16 protein-coding genes are annotated in these 18,875 nt (G+C 68.0%); 13 read left to right on the top strand and 3 right to left on the bottom strand.

The window, feature by feature from the left end:
- Positions 1-103 precede the first annotated feature (103 nt).
- The 13 genes from ACN0RJ_RS08700 (at position 104) to ACN0RJ_RS08640 (ending at position 16,732) form a co-directional block, all read left to right on the top strand.
- Entirely contained in the window at positions 104-499 is a 396-nt protein-coding gene (locus ACN0RJ_RS08700; RefSeq protein WP_417720943.1) for a MerR family transcriptional regulator, read from the top strand.
- Positions 500-532: 33 nt separating this feature from the next.
- Positions 533-2,314 carry an acyl-CoA dehydrogenase C-terminal domain-containing protein gene (locus tag ACN0RJ_RS08695; RefSeq protein ID WP_417724016.1) on the top strand — a complete coding sequence of 594 codons (1,782 nt, stop codon included), beginning with the start codon at positions 533-535 and terminating at the stop codon, positions 2,312-2,314.
- 40 nt (positions 2,315-2,354) lie between these two features.
- Positions 2,355-2,567: a hypothetical protein gene (locus ACN0RJ_RS08690; protein WP_417720945.1), complete on the top strand. Its 213-nt coding sequence runs from the start codon at positions 2,355-2,357 to the stop codon at positions 2,565-2,567.
- A gap of 361 nt (positions 2,568-2,928) precedes the next feature.
- Positions 2,929-3,555 (top strand): glutathione S-transferase family protein, encoded by a 627-nt coding sequence (locus tag ACN0RJ_RS08685; RefSeq protein ID WP_417724015.1) that lies wholly within the window; start codon positions 2,929-2,931, stop codon positions 3,553-3,555.
- 11 nt (positions 3,556-3,566) lie between these two features.
- Positions 3,567-4,778, top strand: a complete 1,212-nt coding sequence (locus ACN0RJ_RS08680) for an acetyl-CoA C-acetyltransferase (RefSeq protein ID WP_417720947.1) — start codon at positions 3,567-3,569, stop codon at positions 4,776-4,778.
- Positions 4,778-5,245 (top strand): cupin domain-containing protein, encoded by a 468-nt coding sequence (locus tag ACN0RJ_RS08675; protein WP_417724014.1) that lies wholly within the window; start codon positions 4,778-4,780, stop codon positions 5,243-5,245. The genes ACN0RJ_RS08680 and ACN0RJ_RS08675 overlap by 1 nt, the downstream gene beginning before the upstream one ends.
- Complete coding sequence (locus tag ACN0RJ_RS08670; protein WP_417720949.1) at positions 5,242-5,757, top strand: cupin domain-containing protein; 516 nt, start codon at positions 5,242-5,244, stop codon at positions 5,755-5,757. The genes ACN0RJ_RS08675 and ACN0RJ_RS08670 overlap by 4 nt, the downstream gene beginning before the upstream one ends.
- Positions 5,754-7,949 carry a 3-hydroxyacyl-CoA dehydrogenase NAD-binding domain-containing protein gene (locus tag ACN0RJ_RS08665; RefSeq protein WP_417724013.1) on the top strand — a complete coding sequence of 732 codons (2,196 nt, stop codon included), beginning with the start codon at positions 5,754-5,756 and terminating at the stop codon, positions 7,947-7,949. Before ACN0RJ_RS08670 ends, ACN0RJ_RS08665 begins: the two co-directional genes overlap by 4 nt.
- A 288-nt stretch (positions 7,950-8,237) precedes the next feature.
- Positions 8,238-10,118 (top strand): bifunctional sugar phosphate isomerase/epimerase/4-hydroxyphenylpyruvate dioxygenase family protein, encoded by a 1,881-nt coding sequence (locus ACN0RJ_RS08660; RefSeq protein ID WP_417720951.1) that lies wholly within the window; start codon positions 8,238-8,240, stop codon positions 10,116-10,118.
- Between the two features lie 244 nt (positions 10,119-10,362).
- The gene (gene cobA, locus ACN0RJ_RS08655) at positions 10,363-11,217 is read left to right on the top strand and encodes a uroporphyrinogen-III C-methyltransferase (RefSeq protein ID WP_417724012.1); all 855 of its coding nucleotides are present in this window, start codon (positions 10,363-10,365) and stop codon (positions 11,215-11,217) included.
- Positions 11,218-11,354: 137 nt separating this feature from the next.
- Positions 11,355-13,526, top strand: a complete 2,172-nt coding sequence (locus ACN0RJ_RS08650) for an RNA degradosome polyphosphate kinase (RefSeq protein WP_417721019.1) — start codon at positions 11,355-11,357, stop codon at positions 13,524-13,526.
- A 244-nt stretch (positions 13,527-13,770) separates the two neighbouring features.
- Positions 13,771-15,069, top strand: a complete 1,299-nt coding sequence (locus ACN0RJ_RS08645) for a flagellin (protein ID WP_417724011.1) — start codon at positions 13,771-13,773, stop codon at positions 15,067-15,069.
- Between the two features lie 112 nt (positions 15,070-15,181).
- Positions 15,182-16,732: a Ppx/GppA family phosphatase gene (locus ACN0RJ_RS08640; RefSeq protein ID WP_417720954.1), complete on the top strand. Its 1,551-nt coding sequence runs from the start codon at positions 15,182-15,184 to the stop codon at positions 16,730-16,732.
- Between the two features lie 6 nt (positions 16,733-16,738).
- Here the strand turns inward: ACN0RJ_RS08640 and ACN0RJ_RS08635 are convergent, their stop codons facing one another.
- The 3 genes from ACN0RJ_RS08635 to ACN0RJ_RS08625 are packed head-to-tail and all read right to left on the bottom strand — an operon-like array spanning position 16,739 to position 18,865.
- Positions 16,739-17,110 (bottom strand): hypothetical protein, encoded by a 372-nt coding sequence (locus ACN0RJ_RS08635; protein WP_417724010.1) that lies wholly within the window; start codon positions 17,108-17,110, stop codon positions 16,739-16,741.
- A gap of 39 nt (positions 17,111-17,149) precedes the next feature.
- Positions 17,150-18,172, bottom strand: coding sequence for an endonuclease/exonuclease/phosphatase family protein (locus tag ACN0RJ_RS08630; RefSeq protein ID WP_417720956.1), 1,023 nt, complete (start codon positions 18,170-18,172; stop codon positions 17,150-17,152).
- A 9-nt stretch (positions 18,173-18,181) separates the two neighbouring features.
- Positions 18,182-18,865 (bottom strand): TerB family tellurite resistance protein, encoded by a 684-nt coding sequence (locus ACN0RJ_RS08625; protein ID WP_417720957.1) that lies wholly within the window; start codon positions 18,863-18,865, stop codon positions 18,182-18,184.
- Positions 18,866-18,875: the final 10 nt, after the last annotated feature.

The following is an 18,875-nucleotide window of genomic DNA, read 5'->3' as shown; positions in this document are numbered from 1 at the left end:
GACGTAGCGTCTGAGTTACGTCACCCGAATTTCCCATTGTAAGAATGCTCGGGAACCCGCACCTCCCCCGGCATGTTCCGCCAGGTAAGGTTCGGAGAGACAAATGAGCGAAGACAAATACATGACGATTCGCGAGATGTGCGACTTCTTCGAAGTCACCCCTCGCACCCTGCGCTTCTACGAACAGAAAGAGCTCCTGTTCCCGAAGCGCGAAGGCCAGAAGCGGCTCTTTGCCCGGCGTGACCGCGCCCGGCTCAAGCTGATCCTGCGCGGCAAGCGCTTCGGGTTCAGCCTGGAGGAGATCCGGCAGCTTCTGGACATGTACGACATGGGCGATCAGCAGCACACGCAGATCGCCAAGACCTACGAGATCGCCAAGCATCGCCTGGCGGACATGGAGCGCCAGCGCGAGGAGCTGGACGCGGCCATCGGAGAACTCAAGGACCAGCTCGCCTGGGGCGAGAAGATCCTGATGCAGAAGCAGCGCAAGGCCGGCTGACCCGCTGGCCGGACGGCCAGAGGGAGGAGACCCATGCCAAGCTATACCGCGCCCGTGAGGGACATGCAGTTCGTGCTTCACGATCTGCTGGACGTGAGTCAGGCGGGAATTCCCGGCTACGAAGACCTGGACCGCGACACCACCGCCGCGATCCTCGAAGAGGCGGCAAAGCTGGCCGAGAACGTGCTGGCGCCGCTGAACCCCGTGGGCGACGAGCAGGGATGCACGCTGGAAAACGGCGTGGTCCGCACCCCGGACGGCTTCAAGGAGGCCTTCGACCAGGTGCGCGAGGGCGGCTGGACCGCTCTCGACTGCGACCCCGAGTACGGCGGCCAGGGCCTGCCCTACCTCGTGTCCACCGCCGTTGGCGAGATGTTCACCTCGGCCAACATGGCCTTCAACATGTACCAGGGCCTGACCCACGGCGCCTACAACGCCATCCATGCGCACGGTTCGCCCGAGCAGAAGGCGATGTACCTGCCGAAGATGGTGAGCTGCGAATGGGGCGGCACCATGAACCTGACCGAACCGCATTGCGGGACGGATCTCGGGCTCATCAAGACCAGGGCCGTGCCGCAGGACGACGGCACCTACCGCATCACCGGCCAGAAGATCTGGATCTCGGCCGGCGAGCACGACATGGTCGACAACATCATTCACCTCGTGCTGGCGAAGATCCCCGGCGGGCCCGAGGGCGTGAAGGGCATCTCGCTGTTCATCGTGCCGAAGTTCCTGGTGAACGAGGACGGCTCGCTCGGCGATCGCAACGCGCTGTCCTGCGGCGGGCTGGAAAGAAAGATGGGCATTCACGGCAATGCCACCTGCGTGATGAACTACGACGGCGCGACCGGCTTCCTGATCGGCGAGGCGCACAAGGGCATGCGCGCCATGTTCACCATGATGAACGAGGCCCGCGTCGGCGTCGGCCTCCAGGGCTATGCCCAGGGCGCGGTCGCCTACCAGAACGCGCTGGCCTTTGCCAAGGACCGGGTGCAGGGCCGCGACGTGACCGGCGCCGCGAACCCGGACGATCCCGCCGATCCGATCATCGTGCACCCCGACGTGCGCCGCAACCTGATGGATCAGAAGGCGTTCGTCGAAGGCGCCCGCGCCTTCGCCTTCTGGGGCGCGTCGCTGATCGACCGTGCGCACCGCTCGCAGGATGCGGCGGCCGAGGGGCTGATCTCGCTCCTGACGCCGGTCATCAAGGGCTTCCTGACCGACAAGGGTTTCGAGACGACCGTGCTGGCGCAGCAGACGCTCGGCGGCTCGGGCTTTACCCGCGAATGGGGGCTGGAGCAGTTCGTCCGCGATGCCCGGATCACGATGATCTACGAAGGCACCAACGGCGTGCAGGCGCTGGACCTCGTGGGGCGCAAGCTCGGCGCGGACGGCGGCAAGCACGTCATGGCCTTCTTCGAGATGGTCAAGGAGTTCATCGCCGCGAACAAGGGCACGGATGCCGAGTTCGACGCGCAGTTCCTCGACCCGCTCAGGGCGGCGTCCAAGGATCTTCAGGCTGCGGGCATGTTCTTCATGCAGAACGGCATGAAGAACCCGAACGAGGCGCTGGCCGGATCCTATGACTTCATGCACCTGTTCGGGCATGTCTGCCTCGGGCTGATGTGGGCGCGAATGGCGCTGGCCGCACGGGCGGCGCTGGCGGCGGGCGGCGGCGACACCGCCTTCCACGAGACCAAGATCGCCACCGGGCGCTACTACATGGCGCGCCAGCTTCCGGCGACCCGCACCCACCTCGCCCGCATCGAAAGCGGCGCGGGCCCGGTGATGGCGCTTGACGCGGAGGCGTTCTGAGGCGGACCTTGCGCACGAGCCGCACCAAACGGAGATGACCATGCCGAAACGCTTCCGCCTCACCCGCCGCTTCCCCGTCGCCATGACCGAGGACGGCTACCGCGGGCTGAAGCGCTTCGCGCAGGAGGCCGGCCTCGACGAGGGCGAGGCGCTGTCCTTCCTGTTCGAGCATTTCGACAGCGTGACGGACCAGGAGATGCTGGGCCACCGGCTCCGGCTGTTCAACGCCGAACTCGATGCGCGCAAGCGATGAGGCAACGCATCACCCGGCCGGGAGAGGCCGGACCGGAAGGAGGGGCCGGATTGTGCGTATTTGAAACAAGAAGAAGCGCAGGAAGAACGGACCGCATATCGGACCCCGGGTGGCTGCGCGGGCTGCAATCGGTCCGTTCCCCGCTGATCGACACCGCCGCCGGACCGGACCGCCGTGCGGAACACCGGCAGGGCGGCGGCGCTTCTCCTTGTGCGGTCATCGGCTCGCCAGCCTGTACCGCGCGCCGATCCGACCACATCGGGGTTAACCCGACGTTACAAACCGGGACGAAAACCGGGCGTCTTCCGGCACCGACCGCGCATGGCGGCCCGACCGGACGCTCAATGAAAGGACCACTCGCATGACGGCGAAACTCACCTGCTTCGGAGAAAGCGGCAACGCGTACAAGGCTGCGCTGACGCTGGAACTGGCCGGCTACGACTGGGAACCGGTCTGGCTGGACTTCTTCAACGGCGCGGCGCGCACGGACGATTTCCGCGCCAGGAACGAAATGGCCGAGGCGCCGGTCTTCGAGGAGGGCGACCTCACCCTCACCCAGTCCTGCGTGATCCAGCTTCACGTCGCGAAGAAGACCGGCAAGTTCCTCGCGGCGGACGAGAACCAGATGCTGCGCTGGATGTTCTGGGACGGCCAGAAGGGCAGCGGCCAGCAGGGCGCGCTGCGCTTCCTGATGAACTTCCTGCCCGAGGACAAGCGCCCCGAGCAGGCCATCGGCTTCGTGTCGGGCCGCGTTCAGGCGGCGCTGGCGGTGCTGGAGCGCCACCTCGCGGGGCGCGACTGGATGGTGGGCGATGCCGCCAGCCTCGCCGATTTCGCCTGCTGCGGCTATCTCTACTACCCCGAGCCCTTCGGCTTCGACCGGGCCGCGATGCCGGCCATCGACGCCTGGCTGACGCGGATCTCGGAGCTTCCCGGCTGGAAGCACCCCTACGATTTGATGCCCGGCTCCCCCGCGGACCGGGCATAGGAGGAGGACCCATGACAGACGCCTATATCTACGACGCCGTGCGCACTCCGCGCGGCAAGGGCCGCAGCGACGGCGCCTTGCACGAGGTGACGAGCCTGCGGCTCTCGGCACTGACGCTCGACGCGCTGAAGGAGCGCAACGGGCTCGACGGCCACGCGGTCGAGGACGTGATCTGGGGCAATGTCACGCAGGTCGGCGAACAGGGCGGCTGCCTTGCGCGCTCGGCCGTGCTGGCCTCGGAGCTTGACGAGCGCATCCCCGGTCTCAGCATCAACCGGTTCTGCGCCAGCGGCATGGAGGCGGTGAACCTCGCCGCCAACCAGATCCGCGGCGGCGCCGGCGAGGCCTATATCGCCGGCGGGGTCGAGATGATGGGCCGCGTGCCCATGGGCAGCGACGGGGCGGCCATCGCCGTGGACCCGAGCCTTGCCATGAAGACCTATTTCGTGCCTCAGGGCATCAGCGCCGACATCATCGCGACCGAGTACGGCTTTTCCCGGGACGATGCCGACGCGCTTGCCATGGCGTCTCAGGAACGCGCCGCAACCGCCTGGAAAGAGGGGCGTTTCGACAAGTCCGTCCTGACGGTGCGCGACCGGAACGGGGTGCCGATCCTCGACCGGGACGAATACATGCGCCCCGGCACCGACATGCAGAGCCTCGGCGCGCTGAAGCCCGCCTTCAAGGACATGGGCGAGGTCATGCCCGGCTTCGACGCCGTCGCGCTGATGAAATATCCCCACCTGGAGCGGATCGAGCACATCCACCACGCCGGCAATTCCTCGGGGATCGTGGACGGCGCGGCGGGGGTGCTGATCGGCTCGAAGGCTTTCGGCGAAAAGCACGGGCTCAAGCCCCGCGCCCGCATCCGCGCCACCGCCAAGATCGGCACCGATCCCACCATCATGCTGACCGGCCCGGTGCCGGTGACGGAAAAGATCCTCGCCGACAGCGGCATGGCGATTTCCGACATCGACCTGTTCGAGGTCAACGAGGCCTTCGCCAGCGTCGTGCTGCGCTTCATGCAGGCCTTCGACGTCGACCACGGCCGGGTCAACGTCAACGGCGGGTCGATCGCCATGGGCCATCCGCTGGGTGCGACCGGGGCGATCATCATCGGCACCCTGCTGGACGAGCTCGAACGCTCGGACCGGGAGGTCGGGCTGGCCACGCTGTGCATCGCCTCCGGCATGGGGGCCGCCACCATCATCGAGCGCGTCTGATGATCGTGCGCAAGGCAGAGGCGCGCCGCGACCACGGCACGCCCGAAGCGCAGGCCGCGCTCGGACACTACGAGGCGCTGCTCTATTCCGACACCGGCGGGCTCGGCCAGTTCGGCGCCTTCGTCGAGGTGCTGGCGCCGGGGTCGCGCAGTTCGGACCGGCACTGGCACGAGCAGGAGGACGAATTCCTCTACATGCTCGAAGGCGAGGCCACGGTGATCGAGAACGACGGCGCGCATCTGCTGTCGCCGGGCGACGCCTGCTGCTGGCCGGCCGGAGTCGCCGACGGGCACCACGTGGTGAACCGCTCCGGCGCATCCTGTTCCTACCTGATCGTCGGAACGCGCAGGCAGACCGACACGGTGCACTATTCCGAGATCGACAAGATCCTGCACCGTGAAAACGGCACGCGCCGGCTGACCCGCCGGGACGGCACGCCGCTGGATGCGGCAGGGGGCGCGCGATGAAGGTCGATCCGCAAACCGTCGCCGTCCGCCGCCGCGAGGGGGCCGCGCTCGACCGTCTGGGCCCGGTCGCCACGCACCTGCTGTCGCAGGCGGGTGGGATCGGCCAGTTCGGCGCCTATCTCGAAGTGCTCGAGCCCGGCGCGGTGTCGGCGGAGCGGCACTGGCACGAGGTGGAGGACGAATTCCTCTACATGCTCGAAGGCGAGGCGGTGCTGATCGAGTCGGGCGGAGAGACCCCGCTGCGCCCCGGCGATGCCTGCTGCTGGCCGGGCGGCGTGGCCGACGGCCACCAGGTCGCGAACCGCGGCACCCTGCCCTGCCGCTATCTCATCATGGGCACGCGGCCCGCGGCGGACCGCTGCCATTACCCGGACCTGGGCCACACCCAGATCGACGACGAAGACGGCTGGCGCGTGGTCGAGGATGCGACGGGAAGGATTCTCCGCGGCGGCCCGCCGGGCCGCTACGACAGGCAGGTGCCTGAGAGCAAGGACACGGGAGAGAGAGAATGACCGATTTCACCATGACGACCGATGCCGAGGGCGTCGCGCTGATCACCTGGGACACGCCCGGGAAATCCATGAACGTCATGAGCCTCGACGGCTTCGCGCAGCTCGACGGCTTCATCGACGCGGCGCTGGCCGACGACGCGGTCCGCGGCATCGTCATCACCTCGGGCAAGCCGGGCAGCTTTGCCGGCGGCATGGATCTCAACATCATCGCCAAGATGCGCGAAGAGGGCGGCGACGATCCGGCCGGCGCGATCTTTGCCGGGATCATGCGGATCCACGCCATCCTGCGCAAGATCGAGCGCGCCGGCATGGATGCCAAGACCAACAAGGGGGGCAAGCCCGTCGCCTGCGCCCTGCCGGGAACCGCGCTCGGCATCGGCTTCGAGATCCCGCTCGCCTGCCACCGGATCTTTGCCGCCGACAATCCGAAGGCCAGCATCGGCCTGCCGGAGATCATGGTCGGGATCTTTCCCGGCGCGGGCGGCACGACGCGCCTGTCGCGCAAGCTCGGCGCCATGGCCGCCTCGCCCTTCCTGCTGGAGGGCAAGCTCAGCGACCCGAAACGGGCGAAAATGGCCGGGCTGATCGACGAGGTCTGCGACGACCCCGTGGCCGCCGCCAAGGCCTGGGTGCTGCAGGCCGGGGATGCCGACATCCTCAAGCCCTGGGATGCCAAGGGCTACAAGATGCCCGGCGGCGCCCCCTACCACCCGGCGGGCTTCATGACCTTCGTCGGCGCCTCGGCCATGGTGAACGGCAAGACCAAGGGCGTCTATCCGGCGGCCAAGGCGATGCTGAGCGCGGTCTACGAGGGCGCGTTGGTGCCCTTCGACACGGCGCTGAAGATCGAGGCGCGCTGGTTCACCTCGATCCTGCTGAACCCCTCCTCCTCCGCGATGATCCGCTCGCTCTTCCTCAACAAGGAGGCGCTGGAGAAGGGCGCGAACCGGCCGGACGTGCCGCCGATGCCGGTGAAAAAGGTCGGCATCCTCGGCGCGGGCATGATGGGCGCGGGCATCGCGCTGGTCTCGGCCCGGGCGGGGATCGAGGTGGTGCTGGTCGACCAGTCGCAGGAGTCCGCCGACAAGGGCAAGGCCTACAGCGCCGCATTCATGGACAAGGGCATCGCCCGCAAGAAGGCCACGCCCGAGAAGAAGGAGGCGCTGCTGGCCCTCATCACCGCAACCGACGACTATGCCGCGCTCGAGGGCTGCGACCTGGTGGTGGAGGCGGTGTTCGAGGACCCGAAGGTCAAGTTCGCCGCCACCCGCAAGGCCGAGGAGCACATCGCCCCCGACACCATCTTCGCCACCAACACCTCCACCCTGCCGATCACCGACCTGGCGGATGCGGTGGCCTTCCCGGAGGAATTCATCGGCATCCACTTCTTCTCGCCGGTGGAAAAGATGATGCTGGTCGAGATCATCAAGGGCAAACAGACCGGAGAGCGGGCCGTCGCCAAGGCGCTGGATTTCGTGCGCCAGATCCGCAAGACGCCGATCGTGGTGAACGACGCCCGCTTCTTCTACGCCAACCGCTGCATCATCCCCTACATCAACGAAGGCATCCGCATGGTGGCCGAAGGCGTCGCTCCGGCGCTGATCGAAAACGCCGCCAAGCTGGTGGGCATGCCGCTGGGTCCGCTGCAACTGGTGGACGAAACCTCGATCGACCTCGGCGTGAAGATCGCCAGGGCCACCCGCGCCGCCATGGGCGACGCCTATCCCGACGGCGCGGTGGACGAGGTGCTGTTCCGGATGGCCGACGACGGCCGCCTCGGGCGCAAGGCGAATGCCGGCTTCTATGCCTATGACGACAAGGGCAAGCGCACCGGCCTCTGGGAGGGTCTCGCGGTGCAATACCCGGTGGCCGACACCCAGCCCGAACTGATCGAGGTCCAGCACCGCCTGCTCTTCGCACAGGTGCTCGAAGCGGTGCGCGCGCTCGAGGACGGCGTGCTCGAAGACATCCGCGAAGGCGATGTCGGCGCCATCCTCGGCTGGGGCTTCGCGCCCTGGTCGGGCGGTCCGTTCAGCTGGCTCGACATGCTCGGCGCACCCTACGCGGCCGAACGCTGCGATGCGCTTGCCGAACGCCACGGCGACCGCTTCGCCTGCCCGGCCCTGTTGCGCGACATGGCGGACTCCGGCGAAGGCTTCTACGACCGCTTCGCCCCTTCCGCCGCCGCCTGACCCGCAGATCGGGGCGTCCGGAACACCGAACGCCCCGCGCCTTCTTCTGGCCGGAAATATCCCGGGGGAGCCGCCGAAGGCGGCGGGGGCAGCGCCCCCGATCTTCCGGCACGGACTCTGCGCGGCCCCTCCCCCGCCCCGATCCTGCGCGGGCGCTTCCCGTCCGGCGCCCGGCCGCCACCGCCCCCGCGACCGGTCCGCGGACGCCCGGCAAGGCTGTCTCATTTTCAGGACAGCTTGACGCGAGCCCCGAAAGAGGGTGACTGTCGCCCATCGGAGGGCCGCGCCATGAAGACATCCATTGCTACCGTTTCCATCTCGGGCAACCTCCGGGACAAGCTCGACGCCATCGTGGCGGCGGGATTCGACGGAATCGAGATCTTCGAACAGGATTTCATCGCCGACACCGGCTCGCCCCGCGACGTCGGCAACGCGATCCGCGACATGGGTCTCGACATCACCCTCTTCCAGCCCTTCCGCGATTTCGAGGGCCTGCCGGGCGCGCTGCGCCGCCGTGCCTTCGACCGGGCCGAGCGCAAGTTCGACCTGATGAACGAGATGGGCTGCGATCTCGTGTTGTTCTGCTCCTCGACCCATCCCGAGGCGCTCGGGGGAATCGACCGCGCCGCCGACGATTTCGCCGAACTGGGCGCGCGCGCCGCCAAGCGCGGCATCCGCGTCGGCTACGAGGCGCTGTGCTGGGGCAAGCACGTCAACGACCACCGCGATGCCTGGGAGATCGTGCGCCGCGCCGATCACCCCAATATCGGCCTGATTCTGGACAGCTTTCACACGCTGGGCCGGGGCGTCGATCCCGAAACCATCCGGCGGATCCCCGGCGACCGGATCTTTTTCGTCCAGCTTGCCGATGCCCCGGCGATTCCCATGGACCTGCTCTACTGGTCGCGCCACTTCCGCAACATGCCCGGAGAAGGCGACCTGCCGGTGACCGACTTCATGCGCGCGGTGATGGCGACGGGCTATTCCGGGCCGATCAGCCTCGAGATCTTCAACGACCAGTTCCGGGGCGGCGCGCCCAAGACCATCGCCAAGGACGGGCACCGGTCGCTGATCGCGCTCATGGACGACGTGCGCCGCGCCGAACCCGAGATCGCCGTGGACCTTCCGCCGATGCCCCCGCGCGTGCCGATCGCGCGCACCGAATTCGTCGAATTCGCCACCCGCGGCCAGAGTGCCGACGACCTGCGCGCCCTGCTGACCGCCATGGGCTTTGCCGAAACCGGACGGCACGTGTCCAAGAAGGTCGCGCTCTGGCAGCAGGGCGCGATCCGGGTGGTGCTGAACGAGGAGAGCGGCGATTTCGCCGGAACCGCCTTCAACGTGCACGGCACCTCGGTCTGCGACATCGGCATCGCCGTCGCCTCGGCCGCCGACACGGTCAGCCGCGCCACCGCGCTCGGCGCGCGCGCCTTCAGCCAGCCGCTCGGGCCGGGCCAGCGCGACATTCCCGCGATCCGCGGCCTCGGCGGCTCGGTGCTGCACTTCCTCGACGCCGGGCATGACGAGGTCTGGGAGACCGAGTTCTCGGCCACCTCGGGCGGGCCCGAGGGTGCCGGGCTGACCTCGGTCGATCACATCGCCCAGACCATGACCTACGACGAGATGCTGAGCTGGTCGCTGTTCTACACCACGCTGTTCGACATGGGAAAATCCGCCATGGTCGACGTCGTGGACCCGGACGGGCTGGTGCGCAGCCAGGCGCTCGAAACGCCGGACGGCGCCTTCCGCATCACGCTCAACGGGGCCGAGACCCATCGTACCATGGCGGGCAACTTCCTTGCCGAAAGCTTCGGCGCGCCGGTGCAGCACGTGGCCTTCACCTGCCACGACATCTTTGCCACGGCCGCGGCCATGGCCGCAAAGGGCTTTGCGCCGCTGCCGATCTCGCCCAACTACTACGACGACCTCGCCTCGCGCTTTCCGATCGACCCGCAGGAGCTTGCCCGGATGAAGACGGCGAACATCCTCTATGACGAGGATGCCAGGGGCGCCTTCTACCAGTTCTATTCGCAACCCTTCGCGGGGGGCATGTTCTTCGAGATCGTGCAGCGCCGCGAGGGCTATGCCGGATACGGCGCCCCGAACGCCCCGTTCCGCATCGCGGCGCAGAAACGCCTGCTGGGCCCGGCAGGAATGCCGCGCCGCTGACCGGCGGCTGCACAGAAAACAGTCACCCCGGGCGCGGATCGTCGGCACCGGCGGGAAAACCCGCCGCGCCGGGCGCATTCCCCTTGCCCGGAGCGGGCGATATGGGCCAAGGCTGAGGGCAGGACGGCAACGGCGCCTCCCTTCCCCGAACGACCGGGACCCAAGCACAGCTGCTTCGAGATGCCATGCCCCTTTCCGCATGACGTGTCGGCAGCCTTTTCGCGTTCGTCCAGGAGCCTTGCCCATGAAATCCGTCTCCCTTCCCGCCGCCTTCCCGCTGCTCGCCCGCGTCGTGGGCGGACTGCGCGCCACCGTGACCGCCCTGCCCCGCCCGCGCCGCGCACCCGCCCGCTGCGGCGACGGCGCGGGACATATCGCGCTGGTCGGCGCCGGGCCCGGCGCGCGCGACCTGCTGACCCTGCGCGCGGTCGCGCGGATCGGCGCCGCGGACGTGATCTTCTACGACCGTCTGGTCGATCCGGCGATCCTCGACCTGGCGCGGCCCGGCGCGCGCTGCGTCTACGTCGGCAAGGAGGTCGGCAACTGCGCCTGGCCGCAGGACCAGATCGACCGGATGATCGTCGACGAGGCCGGGCGCGGCCATCGCGTGGTGCGGCTGAAATCCGGCGATCCGTCGATCTTCGGACGTGCCTGCGAAGAGATCGCCGCCGCGCGGGCGGCCGGGATCGCCGTCGAACTGGTGCCCGGCATCACCGCCGCTTCGGCCGCCGCCGCATCGCTCTGCCGGCCGCTGACCGAGCGCGGCGAAACCGACACCTTCGTGATCTCCACCGGCACCTGCAAGCCGGGCGATGCCGCCCCCGACCGCGCGGCGCTGGCGCGGCCCGGCACCTCGGTCGCCTTCTACATGGCGGTCGAGCGGGCCGCCCGGGTGCAGGCCGACCTGCTGGCGGCCGGTGCGCCCGCGGCCTGCCCGGTCGATATCGTCGCCTCGGCCAGCACGCCCTCGGAACGCTTTGCCGCGACCACCCTCGGCGCGCTGACCGAGACCATCGCGCGCGAGGGGCTCAAGAGCCCGGCGATCCTGTTCGTGCGCTACCCGAAGTCGCTGGCCGCCGCCCGCGACCGCGCCGCCTGACCGGGCGCGGGCTTCGCCGTTGATTCCGGGCGGGAAACCCGCCGCCGCCCGGTGCGAAGCCGCCTTGAAGCCCGAAGGCGAAACCTGTCATGGTAAACGTCACGATCCTGTTGCAAAGCGTGGCGCATATGCCCTCCATGACCATAGCTGATTTCCTCAAGGCCCCGCTGCCTTCCCCCCGGGACCTGCCCGATGTCGATCTGACCGGGCCGGGCCGTTTCTTCAATCGCGAACTCAGCTGGCTGGGTTTCAACTGGCGCGTGCTGGAGGAGGCCGAGAACCCCCGGGCGCCGTTGCTGGAGCGGCTGCGCTTCCTGTCGATCTCGGCCGGCAACCTCGACGAATTCTATACCGTCCGCGTCGCGGGTCTGCGCGAGCTGGCCCATGCGGGCAACACAACCCCCGCCGCCGACGGGCTCAGCCCCGCCGAGCAGCTCGTGCTGATCGACGACGACGCCCGCCGCCTGATGGCGCATCAGCAGAAGGTGCTGCACACGCTCCTGCGCGAACTGGCCGGGGAGGACATCACCGTGGTGTCGCGCGACGCGCTGACCGACGGGGATCGCGAATTCCTGGAGGAGACCTTTCTCACGCAGGTGTTTCCGGTGCTGTCGCCGCTCGCCATCGACCCGGCGCACCCCTTCCCGTTCATTGCCAACATGGGTTACTGCCTCGCGCTCGAACTCGAGCGCAAGAAGGACCGCCGCACCCGGCAGGCCCTGCTGCCGATCCCGCACCAGATCGACCGCTTCATCGCCCTGCCCGCGCCCGAAGGCGGGCACCGCTTCATCCTGCTCGAAGACGTGCTGCTGCTGCATATCGACAGCCTCTTTCCCGGCTACCGGGTCAAGGATCACTTCGGCTTCCGGGTGTTGCGGGACAGCGATCTCGAAGTCGAGGAAGAGGCCGAGGATCTGGTCCGCGAATTCGAGGTCGCGCTGAAGCGCCGCCGACGCGGCGAGGTGGTGCGCCTGACCATCACCGCCGGCGCGCCGAAGGCGCTGCGCGGCATCGTGATGCGCGAACTGCACGTGCAGGCGGACGAGGTCATAGAACTCGACGGCATGATCGGCATGGCCGACCTGGGAGAGCTGGTGATCGACGCCCGGCCCGACCTGCTCTGGCCCAGCTTCACGCCCCGGGTCCCCGAGCGGGTCCAGGACCACGAAGGCAACATGTTCGCCGCCATCGCGCAGAAGGACATGCTGCTGCACCACCCCTACGAGACCTTCGACATGGTGGTGCGCTTTCTCAAGCAGGCCGCCGTCGATCCGGACGTGGTGGCGATCAAACAGACGCTCTACCGCACCTCGCGCAACTCCCCCATCGTGGAGGCGCTCTGCGAGGCGGCGGAGGACGGCAAGTCCGTCACCGCGCTGGTGGAACTCAAGGCGCGTTTCGACGAGGCCGCCAACATCCGCCAGTCCCGCCGGCTGGAACGCTCGGGCGCGCATGTGGTCTACGGTTTCGTCGACTGGAAGACCCATGCCAAGATCTCGACCGTGGTGCGCCGCGAGGGTGACAAGCTGGTGACCTACACCCACTGGGGCACCGGCAACTACCACCCGATCACCGCCAAGATCTACACCGACCTCAGCTTCTTCACCTGCAACGCCTCGCTCGGGCGGGATGCCTCGAAGATCTTCAACTACCTCTCCGGCTACGCCATGCCCGAGGGGATGGAGAACGTGGTGATCTCGCCCCACACGCTGAAGCCGACCATGCTGGAGCTGATCGCGGCCGAGGCCGAACATGCCCGCAAGGGACGTCCGGCGCAGATCTGGCTCAAGATGAATTCGCTGATCGAACCCGACATGATCGACGCGCTCTATGCCGCCAGCCAGGCCGGAGTGCGGATCGACTGCGTGATCCGCGGCATCTGCGGCCTGCGCCCCGGCATCAAGGGCCTGTCCGAGACGATCCGCGTGAAGTCGATCATCGGGCGCTTTCTCGAACATTCCCGCATCGCCTGCTTCGGCAACGGTCACGGCCTGCCGCATGACAAGTCGCGCGTGTTCATGTCCTCGGCCGACTGGATGGGGCGCAACCTCAACCGGCGGGTCGAGACCGGGGTGGAGATCCACAACCGCACCGTCAAGGCGCAGATCGTCAGCCAGATCATGGCCGCGAACCTCGCCGACACCGCGCAGAGCTGGGTGATGGAGCCCTCGGGCAAATTCCTCCGCCAGCCGGTGCCCGAAGGCACCTTCGCCTTCAACTGCCACCGGTTCTTCATGGAAAATCCGTCGCTGTCGGGCCGCGGATCGGCCGGCGCGGCGGATGTGCCCAAGCTGACGCACGGCGACTGAGCCGCCCCCCTCATGCCGCCCGCCCCGGTCGGGCGGCATGAAAATGGCGTCAAATGACCCTTTTCCCGACACATTTCCTTAAGGCCCCGGCAAGGTGTCGGGCCCAGAGTGGCAGATGCACTTGGGGGCAAGTGGCGCAGGCCGTGGATGACGAAAGGCCTGCAACCGTCGGAACGGACGGACCGGTGTCCCTTGGGACATGCCTCGCGCGAAAGGCGCGCACTCCCCGCGCAAAGGTCACATCATGTCCAGTATCCTTACCAACGAAGGGGCCAACATAGCCCTGCAAACGCTCCGCTCGATCAACGCCGGAATCGAAACCGCGAAGGTCGAGATCGCCACCGGGAAACGGGTCTCGGGCGCAAACGACAATGCCGCCGTCTGGGCAATCTCCAAGACGATGGAGGCCGATGTCCAGGGTTACAAGCGCGTCTCCGACAGCCTCGCCCTCGGGTCTTCCACGATCAACGTGGCGCGCGAGGCGGCCGAGACGATCACCGACCTGCTCACCGACATCAAGGGCAAGATCGTCGCCGCCCAGGGCGAGAACGTCGACCGTGCCAAGATCCAGTCCAGCATCGGCGCCCTGCGCGACCAGATCGGCGCCGTGGTCGAGATGGCGCAGTTCAACGGCATGAACCTGCTCAAGAACACCGACACGACCGCGGGCTCCGGGTCAGAGGCGGTCCTCGGCTTCCTGCAGCGCGATTCCTCCGGCGTGACCGGCGTCGACATCCTGGTCGGCAAGAACGACCTCTCGACCGCCACGAGCGCGGTCGCCGCCACCGGCGGCACCTTCACCGCGGGCGCGGCCGCCGCGACGCTGAACGCCACGCAGAGCGCCACCATCGACACCAGCGGCATCACGGTCTCGGCGGGCATGGCCTTCTCGCTGTCGCTCTACGGCACCGACGCCGACGATTCCTCCTTTGTCCAGGCCGACATGCGCACCAGCGCCGGGGCCTCGGAAACCCAGACCGAAATGGCCGCCTCCGAACTCGCCTACGTGGCCCGCGACGGCGATACCATGGCCGACGTCGCCGCCGCCCTGTCGCGCAAGTGGGACAGCTATGCCACGCGCAACGACATCGACGGCTCGCTCCTGTCGATCAGCGCGGCGGGCAGCAACATCGCCGTCTCCTCGGAGGTCACAACCGGCGCGGACGTCATCGCGGTCAACCTCAACACCCTCAGCGCCAGCGCGGGCAGCACCATCGGCGGCGGGCTCGAGATGCTCGCCGATCTCGATGTGTCGACGCAGAGCGGCGCCAACGATGCGCTGACCCGGATCGAAGGCCTGCTGGATGTCTCGATCAAGGCTTCTGCCGAATTCGGATCGGACCAGAACCGTCTGGAAACACAGTCGAACTTCAACGACAAGCTGTCCGATTCGATGAAGGCCGGGATCGGCCAACTGGTCGATGCCGACATGGAGGAAGTCTCGGCCCGGCTGCAGGCGCTCCAGGTGCAGCAACAGCTTGCCATCCAGGCACTTTCCATCGCCAACAGCTCTCCGCAGTCGCTTCTGGCGTTGTTCCGCTGACGCCGGCCCGGCCCGAAACCCGCGGCCCTGCCGCTGCGTTCCGGAACAGAATGGCTTTCACCCTGCCCGCCTTGCGTGGTACAGGGGGGCCGGACCAATGCCGGGGATGCACATGGACGGACAGACCGATTCCGCCCGGGGCGACTGGGGCCCGTTCGGGCGCCCGCTCTTCGAAGATCCGCAGGCGCGACGGCTGTCGCGCGTCGGCGTGGTCGATATCGGATCGAACTCGGTCCGGCTCGTGGTCTTCGACGGCGCGGCGCGCAGTCCGGCCTATTTCTACAACGAAAAGATCATGTGTGCGCTCGGCGCCGGGATGCCGGAAACCGGCCGCCTGAACCCCGAGGGCAAGGCGCGCGCGCTCTCCGCCCTGGCGCGGTTCCAGACGCTGGCGCGGGGGATGGAACTGCCGCCGCTCACCGCCGTCGCCACCGCCGCCATGCGCGAGGCCGAGGACGGCCCGGCCTTCCGCGCCGAGATCGAGGAAAAGACCGGCCTGCGGATCTGGGTCATCGACGGCGAGGAAGAGGCCCGGCTTTCCGCCCAGGGCGTGCTCCTTGGCTGGCCCGGTGCCGACGGTCTGGTCTGCGACATCGGCGGCTCCTCTATGGAGCTCGCGCAGGTCAAGGGCGGCCAGATCGGGCGCCGCGTGACCTCGGCCCTCGGTCCGCTGCGGTTCAAGGATCTCGACGGCGGTGCCAAGGCGCGGGAGAAATACATCCGCAAGGCGGTGAAGGCGCTGTCGGACAAGCTGGAAACCACCGGCGACCGGCTGTTCCTGGTCGGCGGGTCCTGGCGGGCCCTGGCGCGCATCGACATGGAGCGGCAGGGCTATCCGCTGCACGTTCTGCACGAATACCGGATGAGCGTGGATTCGGTCCTCGAAACCGTGAAATTCATCGAGAAATCCGACCCCGAGGAGCTGCGCGCGAAATGCTCGCTGTCATCCGCGCGGATGAGCCTCGTGCCCTATGCCAGCGAAGTGCTGCGCGAGGTGCTGTCGGCCTTCAAACCGTCCGAGATCGCGATTTCCTCCTACGGGATCCGCGAGGGGCTGCTCTACGAACAGATGCCCCAGCAGCTGCGCGACCGCGATCCGCTGATCGAGGCCTGCCGCTTTGCCGAGGCCAAGGATGCCCGCCTGCCCGGCTTCGGCAAGAAACTCTACCGCTTCGTGCTGCCGCTGTTCGAGGATGCGGGCGAGGCGCGGCTGCGCATCGTCAAGGCCGCCTGCCTGCTGCATGACGTGAGCTGGCGCGCCCACCCGGACTACCGCGCCGAAACCTGTTTCGACAATGCCACCCGCGCCAACCTCGGCGGGCTGGATCATTCCGAGCGCGTCTTTCTCGGGCTGGCGCTGCTGCACCGCTACAAGAACAAGCGCGAAGGCACCCGGTTCGAGGATTTCTACGGTCTGCTCGACCCCGCGGAACAGCAGAAGGCCGAGGTGCTGGGCAAGGCCATGCGCTTCGGCTCCATGCTGTGGATGTCGGACGCTTCGCAGGACGGCGCCAGCCTCGCCTGGGACGGCGAGGCGCGCAAGCTGACGCTGAGCCTGACCGACGCCGCCTCGCCGCTGTTCGGAGAGGTCGCGGATGCCAGGTTGAAATCGCTGGCCGCCGCGCTCGACGCGGCAGAGGTTCAGGTCGTCCTCGAAAACTGAGCCGCGCTAGAGCTCGATGTCGCCCGTGCCCGGGTAGGGGCGCGGCAGGGCCTCCTGCGGCGGCTTGCGGCGGATGATGATATCGCCGTTGTCCAGCATCTCGGGCGCCTCGTAGACCGACCAGTCCTCGACCTGTCCCATCAGGTCGCGCAGCGCGGGGCCCATTTCCTCGGCAAAGCTGCGCAGGGCTGGCTGCATCTCGCGGGCCATGCCCTCGAGTTCCTTCAGCGCGGGGTCGAGTTCGTCCATCAGCCCGCGAAAGAACAGCTCCGCGCCCCGCTCCATCAGGGACATGCCGCGATCCTGCTCCGCGTCCTGCGCAAGCGCGGGCGGAGCGAGCAGGCAGGCGGCGACGGCAAGGGGTGCGAGATGTCTCATCCCTCGAATATAGGGCGCGATGCCCCGCGCGTTAAGAGGTCAGAGGTCGATGTCCAGCGTCACCGGGAAGTGATCCGACGCATCCAGAAGCGCCGTCCGCAGGTCGTCGTCGCCCCAGCAGAGCGGATCGTCGAACGGGTGCCAGATGTGCCAGACCGGCGAGCGGTCGCGCAGATCCCGCGACACCATCATGTAATCCAGCATCGCCTGCATGTAGCGTTTCCTGTGGCCGAGGTAGAAGCGCGCGGTGGTGGGCTGGTGCCCGAATTTCGCCTGCAGCGCGGCGACGGCATTGGGATCGAACAGCGCGGTCTCCGCCTCGCCCAGCAGGATCTCGACCGAGCTGCGCCCGAAGAGGTGTTCGTATTCGTCCAGCCCCGGCCCGTCGTTGAGATCGCCCATCAGGATCAGGCTGTCGCCCTGCGCCAGCTGCGCGTCGATGCGGCGGCGCAGCCAGATCGCCTGGGCCAGTTGCTTGCGGCGGTTGGCGATGGACAGGCGCATCACCTGGTCGTGGCCCACCGCGCCGTGCGGCGCCTTGGATTTCAGATGCGCTCCGATCAGGCGCAGCACGTTGCCGCGGGCGGTGGTCGCCTCGACCTCCAGCGGCGGCTTGGAAAAGACCACCTTGTCCTCGGTCGCGTCGATGTCGAGGTCGATGCGGAACACCCCGTCGAAGCGCGGCGCCCCGGAGGCCCCGCCCGCCGGCGCCACCGCGCCCCCCGGCACATGGCGGCAGCTCAGCACTGCGGGGTCGTAGAGCAGCGCGATTTCCTGCTGGGTGTCGTTCAGGAAGCCGGTCAGCACCTCGCGCGTGCGCAGATCGAAGGCCTTGGCAAAGGCCTTGAGCGCGCGCTCGGTGCTGCGGCGGGAATTGGTGTCGGGCGCCTCGATCACCATGACCGCATCGGCATTCAGGGCGGTAAAGACGATTCCCAGCGCCTCGGTCTGGCGGGCGCGGGTGATGTCGTGGCGCGCCGACCAGCCGTCATCGGCGATCAGCGCGCCGGTGTCGTCGAACAGCGCGTCGAACCATTCGACATTGTAGGTCGCGATGCGCATGGCGCCTCCTCAGGCGCTCTCCCGCGCGGAAATTTCCTTCCAGGCCCGGTTGATGTCGATCAGCCGCTTCTCGGACATCTTCACCGCCTCCTCGGGCAGGCCGCGCGCCAGCATCACGTCGGGATGGCTTTCGCGCACCAGCTTGCGCCAGTGGCTGCGGATCTTCTCGATCGGCATGTCCGGCGTCACCCCGAGCACCGACCAGGGGTCCGGCGCGGCATCGGCGACGAAGCGGGCGCGCAGGGCACGGAAATCGGACTCCGGCAGGCCGAAGATCGTCGCCACCCGTTCGAGAAAGGCATCCTCGCCGGGGTGATAGTCGCCGTCCGCGATGGCGATGTGGAACAGCCCCTCCATCAGGTCGCAGAGCGGGCCCTTGTTGGCCTCGAACATGCGGCGGATGCGGCGGGCGTATTCCTCGAACCCGGCGACGTCCTGCCGGGCCAGATTGAACACCCGCGCCGCCGCCGACTCGTCCTCCGGCGCGATGTAGAACACCTCGCGGAAGGCGGCGACCTCGTTGCGCGTCACCTGCCCGTCGGCCTTGGCCATCTTGGCGGCCAGTGCGATCACCGCGATGGTGAAGGCGACCGACCGCTCCGGCGGCTGGCGCAGCTTCTCGAACACCGCCGCCAGCCCTTCGCCGTTGGCGAGGGCCGAAAGCGCTTCGGATATGCGGGTCCAGATCGACATGGGTCCGAGT

Origin of the sequence: Salipiger sp., assembly GCF_048261495.1 — a bacterium.
Taxonomy (GTDB): Bacteria; Pseudomonadota; Alphaproteobacteria; order Rhodobacterales; family Rhodobacteraceae; genus Salipiger.
This window is presented reverse-complemented; position numbering and strand designations above follow the sequence as displayed.

Excerpts from the sequence above, each read along its gene's own strand:
- ACN0RJ_RS08700 (WP_417720943.1), top strand. The coding sequence starts at position 104 with ATGAGCGAAGACAAATACATGACGATTCGCGAGATGTGCGACTTCTTC.
- ACN0RJ_RS08695 (WP_417724016.1), top strand. The coding sequence starts at position 533 with ATGCCAAGCTATACCGCGCCCGTGAGGGACATGCAGTTCGTGCTTCAC.
- ACN0RJ_RS08690 (WP_417720945.1), top strand. The coding sequence starts at position 2,355 with ATGCCGAAACGCTTCCGCCTCACCCGCCGCTTCCCCGTCGCCATGACC.
- ACN0RJ_RS08685 (WP_417724015.1), top strand. The coding sequence starts at position 2,929 with ATGACGGCGAAACTCACCTGCTTCGGAGAAAGCGGCAACGCGTACAAG.
- ACN0RJ_RS08680 (WP_417720947.1), top strand. The coding sequence starts at position 3,567 with ATGACAGACGCCTATATCTACGACGCCGTGCGCACTCCGCGCGGCAAG.
- ACN0RJ_RS08675 (WP_417724014.1), top strand. The coding sequence starts at position 4,778 with ATGATCGTGCGCAAGGCAGAGGCGCGCCGCGACCACGGCACGCCCGAA.
- ACN0RJ_RS08670 (WP_417720949.1), top strand. The coding sequence starts at position 5,242 with ATGAAGGTCGATCCGCAAACCGTCGCCGTCCGCCGCCGCGAGGGGGCC.
- ACN0RJ_RS08665 (WP_417724013.1), top strand. The coding sequence starts at position 5,754 with ATGACCGATTTCACCATGACGACCGATGCCGAGGGCGTCGCGCTGATC.
- ACN0RJ_RS08660 (WP_417720951.1), top strand. The coding sequence starts at position 8,238 with ATGAAGACATCCATTGCTACCGTTTCCATCTCGGGCAACCTCCGGGAC.
- cobA (WP_417724012.1), top strand. The coding sequence starts at position 10,363 with ATGAAATCCGTCTCCCTTCCCGCCGCCTTCCCGCTGCTCGCCCGCGTC.
- ACN0RJ_RS08650 (WP_417721019.1), top strand. The coding sequence starts at position 11,355 with ATGACCATAGCTGATTTCCTCAAGGCCCCGCTGCCTTCCCCCCGGGAC.
- ACN0RJ_RS08645 (WP_417724011.1), top strand. The coding sequence starts at position 13,771 with ATGTCCAGTATCCTTACCAACGAAGGGGCCAACATAGCCCTGCAAACG.
- ACN0RJ_RS08640 (WP_417720954.1), top strand. The coding sequence starts at position 15,182 with ATGGACGGACAGACCGATTCCGCCCGGGGCGACTGGGGCCCGTTCGGG.
- ACN0RJ_RS08635 (WP_417724010.1), bottom strand. The coding sequence starts at position 17,110 with ATGAGACATCTCGCACCCCTTGCCGTCGCCGCCTGCCTGCTCGCTCCG.
- ACN0RJ_RS08630 (WP_417720956.1), bottom strand. The coding sequence starts at position 18,172 with ATGCGCATCGCGACCTACAATGTCGAATGGTTCGACGCGCTGTTCGAC.
- ACN0RJ_RS08625 (WP_417720957.1), bottom strand. The coding sequence starts at position 18,865 with ATGTCGATCTGGACCCGCATATCCGAAGCGCTTTCGGCCCTCGCCAAC.